15 protein-coding genes and 2 pseudogenes are annotated in these 19141 nt (G+C 64.5%); 2 read left to right on the forward strand and 15 right to left on the reverse strand.

The features are described from left to right. Positions 1 to 131 precede the first annotated feature (131 nt). On the forward strand, positions 132 to 1496 hold the full coding sequence (locus GTK01_RS19260) for a bifunctional diguanylate cyclase/phosphodiesterase (protein ID WP_252929191.1): 1365 nt from the start codon (positions 132 to 134) through the stop codon (positions 1494 to 1496). Here the strand turns inward: GTK01_RS19260 and GTK01_RS19265 are convergent, their stop codons facing one another. From GTK01_RS19265 to rimP, 11 genes and pseudogenes are all read right to left on the reverse strand, one after another. After that, entirely contained in the window at positions 1497 to 2489 is a 993-nt protein-coding gene (locus tag GTK01_RS19265; protein ID WP_252929193.1) for a class I SAM-dependent methyltransferase, read from the reverse strand. Positions 2490 to 2553: 64 nt separating this feature from the next. Beyond that, positions 2554 to 4704, reverse strand: coding sequence for a polyribonucleotide nucleotidyltransferase (pnp, locus tag GTK01_RS19270; RefSeq protein WP_252929195.1), 2151 nt, complete (start codon positions 4702 to 4704; stop codon positions 2554 to 2556). A 251-nt stretch (positions 4705 to 4955) separates the two neighbouring features. Next, the gene (rpsO, locus tag GTK01_RS19275; protein ID WP_371924411.1) at positions 4956 to 5294 is read right to left on the reverse strand and encodes a 30S ribosomal protein S15; all 339 of its coding nucleotides are present in this window, start codon (positions 5292 to 5294) and stop codon (positions 4956 to 4958) included. Positions 5295 to 5376: 82 nt separating this feature from the next. After that, a complete protein-coding gene (locus GTK01_RS19280; protein WP_252929200.1) occupies positions 5377 to 7089 on the reverse strand; it encodes a sensor histidine kinase in 1713 nt (570 codons plus the stop codon). Between the two features lie 159 nt (positions 7090 to 7248). Further along, positions 7249 to 7479 (reverse strand): annotated as a pseudogene (locus GTK01_RS21140) (tRNA pseudouridine(55) synthase TruB); the annotation flags it as partial. Between the two features lie 42 nt (positions 7480 to 7521). Beyond that, positions 7522 to 8217: pseudogene (gene truB / locus GTK01_RS19285) on the reverse strand (tRNA pseudouridine(55) synthase TruB); the annotation flags it as partial. Positions 8218 to 8219: 2 nt separating this feature from the next. Further along, complete coding sequence (rbfA, locus tag GTK01_RS19290; RefSeq protein WP_252929204.1) at positions 8220 to 8627, reverse strand: 30S ribosome-binding factor RbfA; 408 nt, start codon at positions 8625 to 8627, stop codon at positions 8220 to 8222. A gap of 107 nt (positions 8628 to 8734) precedes the next feature. Beyond that, complete coding sequence (gene infB, locus GTK01_RS19295) at positions 8735 to 11455, reverse strand: translation initiation factor IF-2 (RefSeq protein ID WP_252929206.1); 2721 nt, start codon at positions 11453 to 11455, stop codon at positions 8735 to 8737. Next, positions 11452 to 12111, reverse strand: a complete 660-nt coding sequence (locus tag GTK01_RS19300) for an RNA-binding protein (protein ID WP_252929207.1) — start codon at positions 12109 to 12111, stop codon at positions 11452 to 11454. The genes infB and GTK01_RS19300 overlap by 4 nt, the downstream gene beginning before the upstream one ends. Before the next feature lie 26 nt (positions 12112 to 12137). Beyond that, positions 12138 to 13733: a transcription termination factor NusA gene (nusA, locus tag GTK01_RS19305; protein ID WP_252929209.1), complete on the reverse strand. Its 1596-nt coding sequence runs from the start codon at positions 13731 to 13733 to the stop codon at positions 12138 to 12140. A gap of 53 nt (positions 13734 to 13786) precedes the next feature. After that, positions 13787 to 14410 carry a ribosome maturation factor RimP gene (gene rimP / locus GTK01_RS19310; RefSeq protein WP_371924413.1) on the reverse strand — a complete coding sequence of 208 codons (624 nt, stop codon included), beginning with the start codon at positions 14408 to 14410 and terminating at the stop codon, positions 13787 to 13789. A gap of 241 nt (positions 14411 to 14651) precedes the next feature. Between rimP and GTK01_RS19315 the strand changes: the two genes are divergently transcribed. Beyond that, on the forward strand, positions 14652 to 14813 hold the full coding sequence (locus GTK01_RS19315; protein WP_252929213.1) for a hypothetical protein: 162 nt from the start codon (positions 14652 to 14654) through the stop codon (positions 14811 to 14813). Here GTK01_RS19315 and GTK01_RS19320 read toward each other — a convergent pair whose 3' ends face one another. The 4 genes from GTK01_RS19320 to lnt form a co-directional block, all read right to left on the reverse strand. Beyond that, positions 14814 to 15515 carry a tRNA (guanosine(46)-N(7))-methyltransferase TrmB gene (locus GTK01_RS19320; RefSeq protein ID WP_252929215.1) on the reverse strand — a complete coding sequence of 234 codons (702 nt, stop codon included), beginning with the start codon at positions 15513 to 15515 and terminating at the stop codon, positions 14814 to 14816. A gap of 2 nt (positions 15516 to 15517) precedes the next feature. After that, positions 15518 to 16804 (reverse strand): methionine adenosyltransferase, encoded by a 1287-nt coding sequence (metK, locus tag GTK01_RS19325; RefSeq protein ID WP_252929217.1) that lies wholly within the window; start codon positions 16802 to 16804, stop codon positions 15518 to 15520. A gap of 123 nt (positions 16805 to 16927) precedes the next feature. Further along, complete coding sequence (locus GTK01_RS19330; protein WP_252929219.1) at positions 16928 to 17347, reverse strand: helix-turn-helix domain-containing protein; 420 nt, start codon at positions 17345 to 17347, stop codon at positions 16928 to 16930. A 130-nt stretch (positions 17348 to 17477) separates the two neighbouring features. Further along, positions 17478 to 19070, reverse strand: coding sequence for an apolipoprotein N-acyltransferase (gene lnt, locus GTK01_RS19335; protein WP_252929221.1), 1593 nt, complete (start codon positions 19068 to 19070; stop codon positions 17478 to 17480). Positions 19071 to 19141: the final 71 nt, after the last annotated feature.

Genomic DNA, 19141 nt, shown 5'->3' on the forward strand with positions numbered 1-19141 from the left:
AGGTCTTCATCCCAGCCTTCGCCGCGCGGACGGCCCTGCAAACCCAACCAGCGATGCCGCCCGCGCTGGCAACAAGACCGTCAATGCACTAACATTCCAGCCGGACCCGTCAGTGGGGGCTGATCATCAGCATGGCCGCACTTTGCGCCTTCGCGGCCGCAAGTTCGGCAGCCTCCTTCTTCGCCGGCGTCGATGAATCCGTCCAGTATGTCTATCACGAGACCCAGCACGACAAGCTGACCGGCCTGCCCGGCCGCCAGGCGATGATGGCGCGCATCCGCGAGGCTGCGCACAGAACGCGCTCAACCGGCGCACCGGTGTTTTTGATCGACATCGACATCAACCGCTTCAAGACCATCAACGATGCGATCGGCTATTCCAACGGCGACGAACTGATCCGCGTCTTCGCCGAGCGCCTGGCCGAGGTCGTGCCGGCCGGCACGGAGACCGGCCGTATCGGCGCGGGCGAGTTCGCGCTCATCTATCGCGATGAAACCGGGGCGGAACGCGTCGACCTGTTCGTCGAGCGCCTGCTCGAACAGATGACCAGGCCCTACCAGCTGGCGACGCACCTGCAGTCGATCAGCCTGTCGATCGGTATCGTCTCGCTGCCGAAGGACGGATACGAGCCAGTCCGGCTGCTGCGGCTCTCGAATCTCGCGCTGCAGCACGCCCGCACGTCCGGCGTCGGCGGGTGGGCGGTGTTTCATCCCGAGATGGGCGAGGTCGCCGACTACCGCCAGTGGATCGAGTCCGAGCTCAACGGCGCCTTCGAGCGCGGCGAGTTCTCGCTGCACTACCAGCCGCAGCACGATCTTTCAACCGGCCGGATCGTCGGTTACGAGGCGCTGATGCGCTGGAACCACCCGGCACGCGGCATGATCCCGCCGGCCGAATTCATCCCCATCGCCGAGGAGACGGGCATGATCGCGCCGATCGGCGCCTGGGCGCTCAGGCAGGCCTGCCTCGACGCGCGCCGCCTGCCGCAGGAGTGCTTCGTCGCGGTCAACATCTCCGCCGTCCAGTTCATGACGCGCGATTTCATCGCCGAAGTGGCGGCGACGGTCGAGGAGACCGGCATCGACCCGTCCCGGCTCGAGCTGGAGATCACCGAAACCGCCATGATGCAGGACCGGGAACGCGCGGCGGCGATCCTGAAGGACCTGACCGCGATGGGCCTGACCGTCGCGGTCGACGATTTCGGTACCGGCTATTCGAATCTCAGCTACCTGATCGACTTCTCGTTCCACAAGCTCAAGATCGACCAGTCCTTCATCCAGCGGCTCGAAACCGACGCGAGCACCGGCGCGGTGGTCTCGACCATCGTCGGCCTGTCGCGCGCGCTCGGCGTCAACACGATTGCCGAAGGCGTTGAGACGGAACATCAGGCGACGCTGCTGCGCGCGGCAGGATGCCACATCGTGCAGGGCTATTATTACGGCCATCCCGCACCGTTGCCCGTCGAGGACAAACCGCGGCTGCGCGCCGTTGGCTGATCACTTCCGTGCCCAGAGCACCTTGAAGCCGCTCTCACGCGCAACGAGGCCGCTTGCCCCGAAGGTTTGCGCCAGCGTCGCCTCGTAAGGCAGGTGGACATTGGCGACGAGAAGAAGCCGGCCGCCGGGCTTCAGGAGCCGCCACGCGCCCGCGATCATCGCCCGGCCGACATCTGGATCGCCACTTCGCCCCGTGTGGAATGGCGGGTTCATGACCACTGCGTCGTAGCGCTCGCGCGGGTCTTCCGCGGCTGCGTCCAGCCAGCGTGTGGTGCTGAGCATCGCGCTGGCGAGACGCTTCATGTTCGCCTGCGCCGCCTTTGCTGCCGCATGGCTCGCCTCGTAGAGATCGATCCGCTTCACCTTCGCACAGCGCGCGGCGGTCTCGACCGAGAGATACCCCCACCCCGCCCCCAGATCGGCGACCGCTCCATGAAGGTCCATCGGCAGATGGTGTGCGAGAAGCGCCGAGCCGGGGTCGACCCGATCGGCAGAGAACATGCCGGGTCTGGTCTCGAAACGCCCGTCGACGAGCATCGTGTCCAGTTCCTCGGCCGGCGCACCGTCGGCACGAAGCCAGAAGACGTTGCCGTGGTGCTTGGCGGCCTGTCCCTCGATCTCGAAGCGGTCCTTCAGTCGCTTGCGCAAGCTGTCGGCGCCGTCAGTCTTGAAGCCTGCAACGACCACGAGACCGCCTTGCGCCACGCGCGCATTGGCCTCCAGGACGTGCTGCTCGTTCATCTGCCGATGCCGCCCGCAAAGAACCAGCGCCATTGCGTAGTCCTTGCCCTCGATTTCTGGCGTCACGCGGCAGCCTCCACGCTCCAGCTTGAGGAATTCGGGCCTGAAATCCTGCACCGCGTCGACGTTGACGGCCTTGAGGGCGTGCACGAGACCCTCCGTTCCGTTCAGCGCGAGAACGCTTCCGGTTTCAGGCAGGTCGAGCATTCCCGTCTCGAATGGATGCAGCAGCGTCTTGGTCGCGTCGCTCATGGCAAGTCCCACAAAAAAACGGGCGCGAAGATCGCGCCCGTTCCATATCAGTTGTCGACGAGGATCAGGCGTCAGCCTCTTCGGCGTCCGCCGACTTCTTCTCGCGGACGATTTCCTTGCCGGTTTCCTGGTCGACGACCTTCATCGACAGGCGGACCTTGCCGCGCTCGTCGAAGCCGAGAAGCTTGACCCAGACCTTCTGGCCCTCCTTGACGACATCGCCCGTCTTGGCAACGCGATCGGCGGCGAGCTGGCTGATGTGAACCAGGCCGTCTTTCGGGCCGAAGAAGTTCACGAAGGCACCGAAATCGGCAACCTTGACGACCGTGCCCTCATAGATCTCGCCGACTTCCGGCTCGGCCACGATGGTGTGGATCCACTTGCGGGCGGCCTCGATCTCCTTCGCGTTCGACGAAGCGATCTTCACCGTGCCGTCGTCCTCGATGTTGATCTTGGCGCCGGTCTTTTCGACGATCTCGCGGATGACCTTGCCGCCCGAGCCGATCACGTCGCGGATCTTGTCGGTCGGGATGTTCATCACTTCGATGCGCGGTGCGAACTCACCGAGTTCCGAACGGCCCTCGGAGATCGCGTTCGCCATCTCGCCGAGAATGTGGATGCGACCGTCCTTGGCCTGGCCGAGCGCGATCTTCATGATCTCCTCGGTGATGCCCTCGATCTTGATGTCCATCTGCAGCGAGGTGATGCCGCCTTCGGTGCCGGCCACCTTGAAGTCCATGTCGCCGAGGTGGTCCTCGTCGCCCAGGATGTCGGAGAGAACCGCGAAGCGTTCGTCTTCCTTGATCAGGCCCATGGCGATGCCGGCCACCGGCTTGGCGAGCGGAACGCCCGCATCCATCAGTGCCAGCGAGGTGCCGCACACGGTCGCCATCGAGGACGACCCGTTCGACTCGGTGATCTCCGAAACGACACGCAGCGTATAGGGGAAGGCATCCTTTTCCGGCAGCATCGGGCGGATTGCGCGCCAGGCGAGCTTGCCGTGGCCGATCTCGCGACGGCCGGGCGAGCCCATGCGGCCAGTCTCACCCACCGAATAGGGCGGGAAATTGTAGTGGAGGAGGAAGGTCTCCTTGTAGGTGCCGGTCAAGGCGTCGACGAACTGCTCATCTTCGCCGGTGCCCAGCGTGGCAACCACGATCGCCTGCGTCTCGCCGCGGGTGAACAGTGCCGAGCCGTGCGTGCGCGGCAGGATACCGACTTCGGAGACGATCGGGCGGACCGTGGAGAGGTCGCGGCCGTCGATGCGGCTCTTAGTGTCGAGGATGTTCCAGCGAACGATCTTCGCCTGAAGCGACTTGAACACCGTACCGATCTGCTCGGACGTGTACTTGGCTTCCTCGCCCTCGGCCGGCGTGAAGTGCGCCTTGACCTTCGCCTTGACGGCGTCGACGGCTGCGTAGCGCTTCTGCTTGTCGGTGTTCTTGTAGGCCTCGCGCAATTCGCCCTCGACGAGACCGAGCATCTCGCTTTCAAGCGCCGAATAATCGGCGGGCACGAAATCGCGCGGCTCCTTGGCGGCAACCTCGGCCAGCTTGATGATCGCATCGATCACCGGCTGGAAACCGCGGTGGCCGAACATGACGGCGCCGAGCATGGTCTCTTCGTCGAGTTCCTTGGCTTCCGACTCGACCATCAGGACGGCGTCGCCCGTGCCGGCAACGACAAGGTCGAGCTTGGACTCGGGCATCTCGTCAACATGCGGGTTGAGAACGTATTCACCGTTGATGTAGCCGACGCGCGCGCCGCCGATCGGACCCATGAAGGGCACGCCCGAAAGCGTCAGGGCAGCCGAGGTCGCCACGATCGACAGAATGTCCGGATCGTTCTCGAGGTCATGCTGCATGACGGTGACGACGACCTGCGTGTCGTTCTTGTAGCCGTCTGCGAAAAGCGGACGGATCGGGCGGTCGATCAGGCGGGAAACCAGCGTTTCCTTTTCGCTCGGCCGGCCTTCGCGCTTGAAGAAGCCGCCGGGAATCTTGCCGGCTGCGTAGGTCTTTTCCTGGTAGTTCACGGTCAGCGGAAAGAAGTCGAAGCCCGGCTTCGGCTCCTTGGCCGAGACGACGGTCGCCAGAACGACGGTCTCGCCATAGGTCGCCAGAACGGCGCCGTCTGCCTGGCGGGCGATCTTGCCCGTTTCCAGAACGAGCGGGCGACCGCCCCACTCGATTTCCACACGGTGGTGATTGAACATCTAGTTGTCCTTTCCTGGACCCTTGCGTCGGCGGCCTGTGCCTGCCGCGCCCTGGTCTCTTCTTGGCGGGACGAGCCACGGGCAAGACAACGGGAGGCTCTTCGTCTGCGCCTGACGGCGCGAGCATCCTGCAATCCTGCCCCATGACCGATCCCATGGAGCGTCCCGGCCGTCATGGCCTTTTGGACGTGTCGGGCACCGTGCCCGAATGCGAAAATCGGCGGGAGCGCAAGCGATCCCGCCGAAAACTGTTAGCGGCGCAGGCCGATCTTTTCGATAAGCGTCTGGTAGCGGCTTTCGTCCTTGCCCTTGAGGTAGTCAAGGAGGTGACGGCGCTGCGAAACCAAGGCCAGCAGACCACGGCGGGAATGGTTGTCCTTCTTGTGGTCCTTGAAGTGTTCGGTCAGGTTCTTGATCCGCTCGGAGAGGAGCGCGACCTGGACTTCCGGGGAACCGGTATCGCCCTTCTTGGTCGCGAATTCGGTGAGCAGTTCCTGCTTGCGTTCAGCGGTGATCGACATCGCATGCTTCCTTTCGATTGGGAGGAACGGGGTCGCCCACGGCCGGGATGTCGTCCAGCGGGGGCCGATGGTCGCGGCAGCGGGGCTGCGGCGATGGCGCGCATATAGTCCATATGCGCCGACATTGCCAGCTAATTCAGCAAAGCCCGCATCAGCCGCCGAAGCGGCGCTCGGCCTTCATCGCGTCCGGATCGGGCAGAAGCTTCTCAACCGGCATGGTGAAGCGGCAGTGCAAGCCGTCAGGGGCGATCTCGCGCTCGATGACCGCATCGAGCGTGCCGCCGAGCATGCGCTCGATCACTTCGGTGCCGAAGCCCCTGCCCTCCTCGGTCTTTTCCAGTTTCGAGACGGTCTCGCGCCAGTCGATCACCAGCACGCCTTCGGCGATGCTCCAGTCGACGGAGAGCTGGCCGCTGGTCGTCGAGAACGCGCCGTATTTCGATGCGTTCGTCGCCAGTTCGTGAACCGCGAGGCCGATCGTCTGCGCGGCCTGGTTGGAAAGGCGAAAGCGCGGCCCGTTCATCTGCAGCCGCGCCGTGTCGCCCGGTCTGAACGGCTCGATCTGCGCTTCGAGCAGTTCGCGCAATTCCACGCCCGCGACGCCGCCGGCGATCAGCAGGTCCGTCGAGCGCGCCAGCCCCTGCACGCGTTTCTGGAACGAATCCTGGAAAGCGTCGAAATCGGGCGCGTGGCGCGCCGTCTGCTTGGCGATGGAGGAGACCACGGTCAGCTGGTTCTTCGAGCGGTGCGCGACCTCGCGCATCAGGAAGCGGATTTCGCCTTCTGCCTCCTGCCGGTCGTGCGAGGCTTCGGCGAGCGCGGCGGAGACGGTCGCGATCTCGGCGATCTTGTAGGGCTTGGCAGAAACGGCTTCACCGGCACCGAGCCGACGCGCGTCGGCGGCCAGCTCGCGCACCGGGCGCGTTACCTGCCGGGCCAGGAGCCAGGCGCACAGCGCACTGAGGGCAGCAAGCAATATCCCGCCAAAGGCAAAAATCTGGAGCGCCCGCACCAACGGCGCGGCGACGACCTCGGTTGGCGACCAGACGACGACCTGCCATCCGCTCAGCCGCGAGTTGACGGTAAAGGTTTCGTAGTCCGCGCCGTCGACGGTCAGCGCCTGCCGCGAGGGGGCGTCGGGCAGCCTTCCGGTTGGCCAAAGGAAGAAGGGCTTGCCGATTTCGGCGGACATGAAGGTCGTCGCGACGACTATGCCATTCCCATCGACGACGGACGCATTCCATCCCCCGCGCAGGTTCTGCCCCGCGATCAGATTGGTGAGGTCCTCGGCGTTCTGCGTCAGGATGAGAACGCGTCGGGCGTCGCGCTGCTGCCAGGGCACCAGGACATTGAAGACCCATTTTTCAGCAACTTCACCGTAAAAGGCGTTCGAGATGACGGTGTTGCCCGTGGAAAGGGCGAGCTGCGCAGGCTGGGGATCGGAGGTTGCGCCGAGCGCCGTGCCGTAGTCCACGCGTGTGTTGATGAGCTGCTGCAGATTTTCATCGAGCAGAATGAAGTAGGAGTGTGTGTCGTCCAGGGCTTTCCTGGCACGGTCGTAGAAGTCACTCAGATCGTTCGCGTCAAGGGAGCGCGAGCCAGACAGGACGCGCAGCGTCGTCGTCATGCCGGCAAGTTCGCGGTCGATCGTTTCGACGATCGAGCCCGCCGTCGCTTCGGCGAGTGTCGTCAGGACGTCCTGCTGGGCGCGGTTGTTGCGTTCGAGAAGAACGGCAGTGAACAGCAGCGTCGGCACGAGCGCTACCGCGACGAGCGCGCCAAGATAGGCTCCGATCGGCAGGGGCCAGGAGAAAATGCGGCTGCGCGGCGTCTCGGCAAGCTGGTCGGATGCACCGTCGCTCAATTCTTCCCCCGGGCCCGCGAGCGATTCGAGCTCGTCAATTCTCTAGGTTAGCGCATGTCACGGAACGCGCCCCAACATTTGATATATGATGTCCGCGCTGCGGAATCATTCATCAATCGCTAAAGTTCAATTGGGGCAGAAAACCGGACGGCGCGGAGCTTAGCCGACGAATACACGCTTCGGCTTGAACATTCCCGCCTCGATCATGCCGATCGCGACAAGCTTGCCACGCGAGGTCGCGCAGGCTTCGTCAGCCTCGAGCGGTGCGTCGCGGCCACGGATGATCACCGGATTGCCGAGCCGGATGCGCGCGGCTGCATCGTCGGTCAGCGCCACTTGCGGAAGGCAGTCGAGTGCGGCACCGGTGTCGACGAGCAGAGCGTCGAGCGCCTTTAATTGCGCACCTTCAGGCCGGCCAGGCGCCTCGCCCTCGGCCAGTTCCGGCGCGTTGGAGGCGACCGCCTCTTCAAGTTGGGCGAGCGTGACCAGATCCTCGGCGGTGAAGGGGTCGACTTCCGTGCGCCGCAGCGTCGAGATGTGGCCGTAGCAGCCGAGATCGCGGCCCATGTCGCGCGCCAGCGAACGGACATAGGTGCCCTTGCCGCATTCGATTTCGAACACCGCGCTGTCGTCGCCATGCTCGATCAGGTCGAAGCGGCCGATCTCCACCTCGCGGGCGGGAATGTCGACGGTCTCTCCGTCGCGGGCAAGGTCATAGGCGCGCTCGCCGGCGATCTTGATGGCGGAGAACTGCGGCGGCGTCTGCATGATGACGCCGGTATAGTTCGGCATGATCGCGCGGATGTCGGCCTCGGTCGGCCGCGTGTCGGAGCGCTTGGTGACCTCGCCTTCGAGGTCGTCGGTTGCGCGCTCCTCTCCCCAAGCCACGGTAAAGCGATACACCTTCGCGCCGTCCTGCACGTACGGCACGGTCTTGGTCGCCTCTCCAAGTGCGATCGGCAGCATGCCGGAAGCCAGCGGGTCGAGCGTGCCGGCATGGCCGGCCTTTTCGGCGTTGAACAGCCACTTGACTTTCGAAACCGCATCGGTGGAGCCCATGCCCACCGGCTTGTCGAGGATCAGCCAGCCGGAAACCGGACGTCCCTTCTTCTTGCCGCGCCGCGCCATTTTCAGGTCCTGTCCTCGTCTTCGTCGTCCAGATCGCGCACGACTTCCGGCGAACGGAGCAGCGCGTCGATCTTGGCGAAATTGTCGTAACTGGTGTCGAGCCGGAACCGGAATTCGGGCATGTACTTCATCTGTCTCAGCGCGCCGGAAACGCGTCCGCGAATGAATTTCGCGTGCCTTGCCAGCGCCTTGATGACGGCCTGAGAGTCCTTGGCGCCAAGCGGCGATACGAACGCCGTCGCGATCTTCAGGTCGGGCGACATGCGCACTTCCGAGATCGAGATCACTGTGCCTTCGATCACGTCGTCGCGCACCTCGCCGCGCTGGATGACATCGGCGAGCGCATGGCGAACCTGTTCGCCAATGCGAAGCTGGCGCTGGGACGGTCCGTCCGAAGCGAAGCGGGACATGGGAATACCTCAATCTCGCGCGCACGGGGTCAAACCGCCGCGACTTCACTCAAACGAAGACGACGGCAGGGATCTGCCGCCGCTTCCGTTTCCGGTAAACGCCCCCTTTAAAGGGTGCGCGTGATCATCTCGACGCGGAAGCACTCGATGACGTCGCCGGCACGAATGTCCTCGTAGTTCTCGAAGGCCATGCCGCATTCCTGGCCGACCGGCACTTCGGACACTTCGTCCTTGAAGCGCTTCAGCGTCTTCAGCTTGCCTTCGTGGATGACGACATTGTCGCGCACCAGGCGAACGCCCGCGCCGCGCTCCATCTTGCCTTCCGTGACACGGCAGCCCGCCACCTTGCCGACCTTGGTGATGTTGAACACTTCGAGGATCTCGGCATTGCCGAGGAAGGTCTCGCGGCGTTCGGGCGACAGGAGGCCGGACATGGCGGCTTTGATGTCGTCCACAAGGTCGTAGATGATGTTGTAGTAACGGATCTCGATGCCGGCCTGGGCAGCTGCTTCACGCGCCTGCTTGTTGGCGCGCACGTCGAAGCCGATGATGACGGCGCCCGAGGTCTCGGCCAGCGATACGTCGCTCTCGGTGATCGCGCCGGCGCCCGAATGGACGATGCGCGCACGCACTTCGTCCGTGCCCAGCTTGTCGAGCGCGGAAACGATCGCTTCGATCGAGCCTTGGACGTCGCCTTTGATGACCAGCGGGAATTCCTTGAGCCCGGAGGTCTGGAGCTGCGACATCATCTGTTCCAGCGAGCCGCGCTGGCCAGCCTGGCGTGCCACTGCCTTTTCGCGCGCAAGCCGCTGGCGATACTCGGCGATCTCGCGCGCCTTGCCTTCGTTTTCGACCACGGCGAAGCGGTCACCGGCCTGCGGCGTACCCTGCAGACCCAGCACCTCGACCGGCAACGCCGGCCCGGCTTCCTTGATCTGGTCGCCCTTGTCATTGACCAGGGCGCGCACGCGGCCCCACTCGTTGCCGGTGACGATGATGTCGCCGATCTTGAGCGTTCCGGCCTGGACGAGCACGGTCGCAACCGAGCCGCGGCCCTTGTCGAGCTTCGCCTCGATGACGACGCCCTCGGCCGTGCGGTCCGGATTGGCTTTGAGGTCGAGAATTTCGGCCTGGAGCAGGATCGCATCGAGCAGCTTGTCGAGATTGGCGCCCGACTTGGCCGACACTTCGACGTCGAGCACTTCACCGCCGAGCGATTCCACGAAGACTTCGTGCTGCAGAAGCTGGGTCCGCACCTTTTGTGCATCGGCCTGCGGCTTGTCGATCTTGTTGATCGCCACGATGATCGGAACACCAGCGGCCTTGGCGTGGCTGATGGACTCGATCGTCTGCGGCATGACGCTGTCGTCGGCCGCCACCACGAGGATCGCGATGTCGGTCGCCTGGGCGCCGCGGGCACGCATTGCCGTGAAGGCGGCGTGGCCCGGCGTATCGATGAAGGTGATCTTCTGACCGTCCTGCTCGACCTGATAGGCGCCGATGTGCTGGGTGATACCGCCGGCTTCGCCAGAAACCACGTTTGCCTTGCGGATCGCATCCAGAAGCGAGGTCTTGCCGTGATCGACGTGACCCATGATCGTGACGACCGGCGGACGCGACTTCAGGTCCTCGGCATTGTCGGCAATGTCGAACATGCCGGTCTCGACGTCTGACTCGGACACGCGGCGAACCGTGTGACCGAATTCTGACGCGACGAGCTCCGCCGTGTCGGCATCGATGATGTCGCCGGGCTTCATGATCTGGCCCTGCTTCATGAAATACTTGACCACATCCACGGCACGCTCGGCCATACGCTGGGCGAGTTCCTGGATGGTGATCGTTTCGGGAAGGATGACCTCACGGGCAATCTTTTCGCGCGGCTCCTGCATCTGGGCGCGCTTGAACTTCTCCTGGCGACGACGCATCGAGGACAGCGATCGGCCACGCGCATCGCTTTCACCCGAGGTCGCAGCGGAAAGCGTCAGCTTGCCGCGGCGGCGGTCGTCGTCGGTGCGCGGCTTGGCGGGACGCGGCGCCTCGACGGCAGCCTTGACCGGGCCGCGCTTGACAGCCGTAGCCGGACGGGCCTTGGCACGCGAAGCCGCCTCCTCCTCTTCGGCAACGGCCGGAGCGGCCGGGGCGCGGCGACGGGCTTCCTCTTCGGCGCGGCGGCGCGATTCCGCCTCGGACTGGAGCCGGGCTTCCTCTTCGGCCTGACGGCGCGCGGATTCTTCACGCTCCTTGGCGCGGCGCGCATCTTCCTCGGCTCGGCGCTTGGCGTCCTCGACCGCGCGCAGACGCTCTTCCTGCTCGCGAACACGGGCGCCTTCCAGCGCGCGGCGGCGGGCATCCATCTCACCGCTGGACAGCGAGTTTAGGACCATGCCCGAACCGCGATTGCCAACGGGACGTGGCGCGGGGCGCTGGGCCTGCTGCGATGGCGCGGGGCGCGGGGCCTGCTGCGATGGCGCGGAACGCTGGGGCTGCTGCGCTGGCGCCGAACGCTGGGCCTGCGGCTGCGGCGCGCGTACGACCGGCTCGATCACCGGATCGGGCGCAGCCTGGACGGGCGCTGCCGGCTTCGGTGCGGGAGTCGGATTGGGATTGGGCGCGGCAGCAGGCGCAGCGGCGGCAGCGGCAGGCGCCTCCGGCTTGTCTCCTGGCATGGAGAACTTACGCTTCTTGGTCTCGACAACGACGGACTTGGTGCGGCCGTGCGAGAAATTCTGGCGCACGGTTCCCTGCTCCACGCCGGGGCGCTTCAGCGTCAAGGTCTTCTTGGTGTTGACGCTCAACGTCTTGTCGTCACCCGATTTCGTATCACTCATTCCGTATCCTCTGCGGCCTCACTGTGGTCCACGACCGCCGCATTCGCATTCCGCTCGTCCGGGGTTCCGCCCCGATATCGGTCAAGCGCACCCACGCGCTTTGCCGCCGCCTTGCCGGCATCCAAGCCGAGCACGGCAGCATGTATCACATTTGCCCCCCCCAATGCCAAACCCAATTCGGCCTGCGAAAAGAGTTTGTAGGCGGGGATGTCCGGCCCTCCCAGATGCACTACTGAGCGCCGCGCCTGGGTAATCTTGCGCACGCCGTCCTCCGACCCTTCGCGGGCGTGAAGGACGAGCTTTGCCTTGCCGCTGCGCACTGCGGCCTCAACCTTCGCGGCGCCGAGCACCAGTTGCCCGGCCTTGCGCGCCAGCCCGATCGCGCCAAGGGCCTGCTGCGCGAGCAGCCGGTCGACAAGGTCACCGAGGTCCGGCGAAACCGTGACCTTCTCCTTCAGGGCGCGGGCGAAGAGGTTCTTCGCCACCGCCTTGTCGACAACGGATCGCTCACCGGTCACCCAGCAGCCGCGTCCAGGCAGATTGCGCTTGAGATCGGGAACGACGCCCATGTCGGGACCGGCCACGAAGCGGATCAAGCCGTCCGGCGACCCACCCTGCCTCGTCACTATACATGTGCGTTCGCTCGCAGCGTTCAAGTGCGTATCAGCTCCTTGGCGCCCGATCAGGCGCCCTCGGTCTCGTCTTCGGCTTCAGTCTCGGCCGCAAGATCGTCCTCGGTGATCCAGCCAGCCTTGAGGCGGGCGGCAACGACCATCTGCTCGGCATCGGCGCGGGTGACGCCGAAGGGCGACAGCACGCCCTCGAACATCTTCGTCTCGCCGTCCTTGCGCTCCTTCCAGCCGACGAGATCGTCGACGGCGTAGCCGGCGAAGTCCTCGATCGACTTGACGTCGTCTTCGCCGACGGCGACCAGCATCGCAGTCGTCATTCCGGGGATTTCGCGCAGCTCGTCGCCCACGCCGAGTGCGCGGCGCTTCTCGTCATGCTCGCTCTCGATCCGATCGAGATGCTCGCGCGCACGCTCCTGGATTTCGGAAGCGGTGTCCTCGTCGAAGCCATCGATCGACGCGATTTCGTCGCTGTCGACATAGGCGACCTCCTCGACCGAGCTGAAGCCTTCCGAGGCCAGCACCTGGCCGACCATCTCGTCGACGTTGAGGGCGTCCATGAACAGGTTCGAACGCTCGACGAATTCCTTCTGACGGCGCTGCGATTCCTCTTCCTCGGTCAGGATATCGATGTCCCAGCCGGTAAGTTGCGAGGCAAGACGCACGTTCTGGCCGCGGCGGCCGATGGCCAGCGAAAGCTGGTCGTCCGGCACCACGACCTCGATGCGCTCGGCATCTTCGTCCAGAACCACCTTGGCGACTTCGGCCGGCTGCAGCGCGTTGACGATGAACGCGGCCGCGTCTTGGCTCCACGGAATGATGTCGATCTTCTCGCCCTGAAGCTCGCCGACGACGGCCTGCACGCGCGAACCGCGCATACCGACGCAGGCGCCGACCGGATCGATCGACGAATCCCGCGAGATGACCGCGATCTTGGCGCGCGAGCCCGGGTCACGGGCGACCGACTTGATCTCGATGATGCCGTCGTAGATTTCCGGCACTTCCATGGTGAAGAGCTTGGCCATGAACTGCGGATGGGTGCGCGACAGGAAGATCTGCGGACCACGCTGCTCGCGGCGCACGTCGTAGACATAGGCGCGTACACGGTCGCCATATTTGTAGTTCTCGCGCGGGATCAGTTCGTCGCGGCGGATGATGGCCTCGCCGCGCCCCAGATCGACGATGACATTTCCGTATTCGACGCGCTTGACCGAGCCATTGACGATTTCGCCGACACGGTCCTTGTATTCGTCATACTGGCGGTCGCGCTCGGCTTCGCGGACCTTCTGGACGATGACCTGCTTGGCCGACTGGGCGGCGATGCGGCCGAAATCCATCGGCGGGAGCTGCTCGGCGATGAAGTCGCCGACCTGCGCGTCCGGATTGCGGTGGCGTGCGTCCTCGATCGAAATCTCGCGGGCATATTCCTCGACCGTGTCGACCACTTCGAGCAGGCGCTGCAGCTTCATCTCGCCGGTCGTCGGGTTGATGTCGGCGCGGATGTTGGTCTCCTGGCCGTAGCGCGAACGCGCGGCCTTCTGGATGGCATCGGCCATTGCGGCGATGACGATCTGCTTGTCGATCGACTTTTCGCGGGCGACGGCGTCGGCGATCTGCAGAAGCTCGAGCCTGTTTGCACTCACTGCCATGGTAAGTCTCCTTGGGCACTTTGCCTGCGCAGCGCGCCAGGCATCCGTCTCAATCAGTTGTCGTTGTCGGCGTCGGGTCCGTCGCCTTCGAATTCCACGTCGTCATCGAGCTTGCGGGCCTTCTTGGCGGCCTTGTCCCGCTTCAGCGTCTCGCGGATCAGATCGTCCGTCAGGATCAGCTTGGCGTCGGCGAGCGCGTCGTAGGGAATGCGCGCGACCGGTTCCTCGCCATAGCTGAGTTGATCGCTCTCGATCGTGATGCCGTCCTCGCCCGCCTCGATGATCTTGCCCTTGAAGCGCTTGCGCCCGGCGACCATCAGGCTGGTCTCGACCTTCGCCAGATGCCCCTTGGCATGGACGAAGTCGGACTTGCGCACCATCGGCCGGTCGATGCCCGGCGACGACACTTCCAGATGATAGGCCTTTTCGATCGGATCCTCCACATCGAGAACCGGCGAGACCGCGCGGCTGACCTCCTCGCAGTCCTCGACCGTCATCGTGCCGTCGAAGCGCTCGGCCATGATCTGCAGCGTCAGCCCGTTCTGGCCCGACAGGCGCACGCGCACGAGTTGGTAGCCCATGGAGCGCATCACGGGCTCGATGATCTGTGCGATGCGCGCGTCGATACCCGTCTCGCGGATGATGCGGTCGTCGCCCGAAGGTTTGGAAGTGCCGATTTCGCTCAAGTAAGTGACCCTGATCGCGCGGCCGGTAACAAAAAAGAGCGGGACCGGGTGGACCCACTCTTTGCCATACCGACCAAGAATTTGACGTTCCTATACGCCAACCGGCCCGCCCGATCAAGAGTGCGAATGTCCCTCCATTCCTGCATGGCTACCCTGTCGAAGCGACATTGGCGAGATCGCTGCGGCGCACCTATCTTTGCTGCATCGCACAATTCCGCAGAGGATTGCAGCCATGTCCCGTTCGTTCAAGCGCAGCGCTTCCAGCATTTTCGGCATCTTGCGCAGCGCGATCGCCGTGTCCGCCGCCGCCGAGGCCGGTCGTCCAGCGAAATCCGGCGACCTTGCCCGTCTTGGCATCGACCCGGAGCAGTTCCGCGCCATCGAGCGCCGCTGATCAGAGCCGCCTGAACGTCAGGTAGCAGGGCGTGCGCCCCTCACGGATCGCCTTCGCCTCATAACGCGTTCCAGGCCAACCATCATAGGGCATGCGCCAGTCGTCCGGTCCCGCGGCCTGCCATTCGAAATCACCATGTGCGCGGCAGTGCGCGAGCGTCCAGTTGACATAGTGCGGAATGTCCGAGGCAAACCGGAACCGCCCGCCCGGCTGCAGGACACGCGCGAAGCGGTCGAGATTGACCGGGCTGACGAAGCGCCGCTTCCAGTGCCGCTTCTTCGTCCAGGGATCGGGATAGAGAAGATCGATCCCTGCCAGAGACGCGGACGGCAGCCAGTCGAGGAGTTCGGCGGCGTCGTCGTCATGCACCCGCACGTTGGCAAGCGGCCCCGCGTCGAACTGCGAGACGAACTTGGCCATGCCGTTGACGAAGGGCTCCACGCCGATGAAGCCTGTACGGGGAAAGCGCGATGCCTCGTGATGGAAGTGTTCGCCGCCGCCGAAGCCGATTTCCAGCCGCACCTCCTCGACCGTCCCTGAGAAGAGCGTGCGCAGATCGCCGGGCGCCGGCGTCTTTAGGTCCAGCTTGAGCCTCGGCAGGTGGGTCGCCATCTGCCCCACCTGCTTCGGGCTCATCGTCTTGCCGTGCCGGCGGCCGAAGAAGGCTTCCGTCGCCCGCTCTCCCCAGACATGTTTCGACATTTTCAGGCGGCGACCGCTTGCCGGAGAGACTTAACGAGATCCGTCTTTTCCCAGGAGAACGAACCGTCGCGCCCGGCCTTGCGGCCGAAATGACCATAGGCGGCCGTGCGCGCATAGATCGGCTTGTTCAGGTCGAGATGCCGGCGGATGCCCGACGGCGACAGGTCCATGACCTCGCGGAGCGCCTTTTCCACCACCTCTTCGGCGACCGTGCCGGTGCCGTGCAGGTCGACATAGACCGACAGCGGCTGCGCGACGCCGATCGCGTAGGCAAGCTGGATGGTGCAGCGGTCGGCAAGCTTGGCCGCGACGACGTTCTTGGCGAGGTAGCGCGCGGCATAGGCCGCCGAGCGGTCGACCTTGGTGGTATCCTTGCCCGAGAACGCGCCGCCGCCATGCGGGGCCGCGCCGCCATAGGTGTCGACGATGATCTTGCGGCCGGTCAGGCCAGCATCGCCGTCCGGTCCGCCGATGACGAACTTGCCTGTCGGGTTGATGTACCAGTTGCAATCATCGGAGATCGACAGCCCGCCCGAGGACAGTGCTTCGCGGATATAGGGCTCGACAACCTGGCGCACCTTCTTATTGTCCCAGTCGGGATCGATGTGCTGGGTCGAAAGCACGATCTGCGTCGCTTCCTTCGGCTGGCCATCCACATAGCGCACCGTGACCTGGCTCTTGGCATCGGGTCCAAGCTTGGCAACGTCCCCGTCGCCGTTCTTGCGGGCATCGGCCAGGAGTTCGAGAATCTTGTGGCTGTAGTAGATCGGCGCCGGCATCAGGTCCGGCGTCTCGCGGCAGGCATAGCCGAACATGATGCCCTGGTCGCCCGCGCCCTCTTCGCCCTGCTTGTCGGAAGCACTGTCGACGCCCTGCGCGATATGCGCCGACTGGCCGTGCAGCAGCACGTCGATCTTCGCCGTCTTCCAGTGAAATCCTTCCTGCTCGTAACCGATCGCGCGGATGGCCTTGCGCGCCACGGACTTGAACTTGGCTGGATTGACCAGCGGATTTCCGGCGGCATCCTTCATCAAGTCGCCGTCCTTCGTCTTCTTCAAGAGCGAATCGGGCACGCGGACCTCGCCGGCGATGACCACGCGATTGGTGGTGGCGAGCGTCTCGCAGGCAACGCGAACCTTCCACGCGTCCATCTGCGGCTTGCCGCTGCCATTCTTCTTGGCCGCCTCGCGGTAGACCAGGTCGACGATCTCGTCGGAAATGCGGTCGCACACCTTGTCGGGGTGGCCTTCGGAAACGGATTCGGAGGTGAAGATGTAGTTCTGGCGCAAGGTCGGGTGTCCCCTCTGGAAAGCGCACTGCCCGAGCGGCAGGCGGAAAACGTGTAGCCAAGCGCGGAACGCCCGGTCAAGCCATGCTCGACCGAAGCCAACAAATCGGCGCGGCGATCTTCTTTACGACGGCTCGTCGTCTTCGGATGCGAGCGACTTCACCAGATCGATAATCCGGCGCCTAACCTTTGGATCGCTGATCTTGATGAAGGCACGGGTTAGTTGGAGACCTTCGGAACTGTTCAGGAAATCGACCACATAGGCCGAGCCGTCATCTTCGGCAAAGCCCCTTCGGTTGTCGCCCTGTCCTGGCGCATCCTCGAAGAAGTAGGAAACCGGGACGTTCATGACAGAGGAGATCGCCTGGAGGCGGCTTGCCCCGACACGATTCGTGCCCTTCTCGTACTTCTGGATCTGCTGGAAGGTGATACCGAGCATTTCGCCCAGCTTTTCCTGGCTCATGCCCAGCATGTTCCGTCGCAGCCTGACCCGACTGCCGACGTGAATGTCGATCGGGTTCGGTTTCTTCTTGTTGGTTATCATGTCGTTAGCCCATTGGAGCAGGCCATTGTCGTTGAGCTTTGCGCTTCTGGCCGCGTGCCGTGCGAGCGCCCCAAGGCCCGTCCGACGCTAGATCGCGGTTTCGTGACTATCAGTCGCTAATATATGCGTGTCAATTGAGGGGATTGCGCGACCTGAGGTTGTTCATCGTGGCAGCGATGCCAATCACGATGAGGATCATCCACCCTGCGACGCCCGCGCGAAAAGGCGGCACGAGAGCGTCGGCGGAAGTCATCGGCACCTTGACGTCCAGCGCGCCGACGGCATCCAGCGCCAGACCGTCGATGACACGGCCATATCCGTCGACCGCTGCGGAAATGCCATTGTTCGCAGCGCGCACGAGCGGCAGGCCCGACTCGACGGCACGGAACTGCGCCTGCCGGAAGTGCTGATACGGTCCGGGCGTGTCGCCGAACCAGGCATCGTTGGTTACGTTGACGAGCAGCCGCGCATCCGTGCTGCCGCGTGGCGCGATGCCGGGAAAGATCACTTCGTAACAGATGAACGGCAGCCCCGAGATCCCATTGCCGAGATCGAGCGGGCGGCGCGTCGTACCCGCGGAGAAGCCGCCGATATTCTGCGCCAGTTGCCGAAGACCGAAGCGCGACAGGAAATCCTGGAAGGGCAGATACTCGCCGAAGGGAACCAGCCGCACCTTGTCGAAAGCATCGACGATCTCGCCCGACCCGTCGATAACGACGATGGAATTGTAGTAATCGGCTCCGCCTTCGCTGCCTGCCCGCGCACGCACGATGCCGGCCAGCAGCCGCTGGTCGTCGTTGATGGCGGCGCCGAGCGCGGCCAGCGCGTCCGGCCGGTCACTGAAAAGAAAAGGCACCGACGTTTCCGGCCAGATGATCACGTCAGGCGCCGCATCCCCCTGCTCCACCGGCCGGGTCGTCAGGTCGAGATGGGCCTGAAAGATGCGGTCACGCTCGGCCATGTCCCATTTCTGGCTCTGCAGAATGGAAGGCTGGATGACGCGGATCGCGACGGTCTCAGCGCCGTCCGTGGCTTCGGCCCGTGACAGGCGCATCGCACCATAGCCGAGATGCAACGCGACGAGACCGATGCCGAGCATCACACCGAGCTTCAGATGATCGCGGCCTGCCAGCAGAGCCGGCAATGAAAACACGAAGACGGCAAGCACATTCATGCCGACCGCGCCGAGAACCACAAGCGACTGCATGGCGACCGGCACGGGCATCGCCGCATAGCCGACCGCATTCCATGGAAAGCCGGTGAAGAGAACCGAGCGCAACCATTCCGCAAGAGCGAAAGCGACCGCGAGCGCAGCGATGCGTCCGATGTCGTCGCTCCAGGCGACCTTCGCCAGGGCGGCCGCGAATGCGTAGAAGAACGCAAGTAACGCAGGCAGCCCGATGATGGCGAGTGGCAGCGCCCAGGCGAAGAGATCGGCCTCGACGAGCAGCGCGTTGCCGGTCCACCAGAGACCGACGAGAAAATAGCCGAAGCCGAACAGCCAGCCGACCCAAAATGCCGGTCCGAGGCGGCGCAGCCCTCGGCGTTCGGGCGCGGCGACCGCTCCGTCGAGCAGCCAGACGAGCACCGGAAAAGCAATGAAGGCGGCGAGAGGAAAGTCGAAGGGCGCCTGCGACAGGCTTGCCAGCGCGCCCGCGGCCAATGCTGCCAGCGCCCTGCCGGCGCCCGACAGGAGAATTATCTTGCCCGCAAGGCGCTCCATTCACCCGTCCGCTGCCAGAATCAGACCCCGCACCTCTTTAGCAAAGGCGCGGGGGCTTTCCAAACGGAGGA

The sequence above is a fragment of the Aliihoeflea sp. 40Bstr573 genome (assembly GCF_024105655.1).
Lineage (GTDB): Bacteria > Pseudomonadota > Alphaproteobacteria > Rhizobiales > Rhizobiaceae > Aliihoeflea.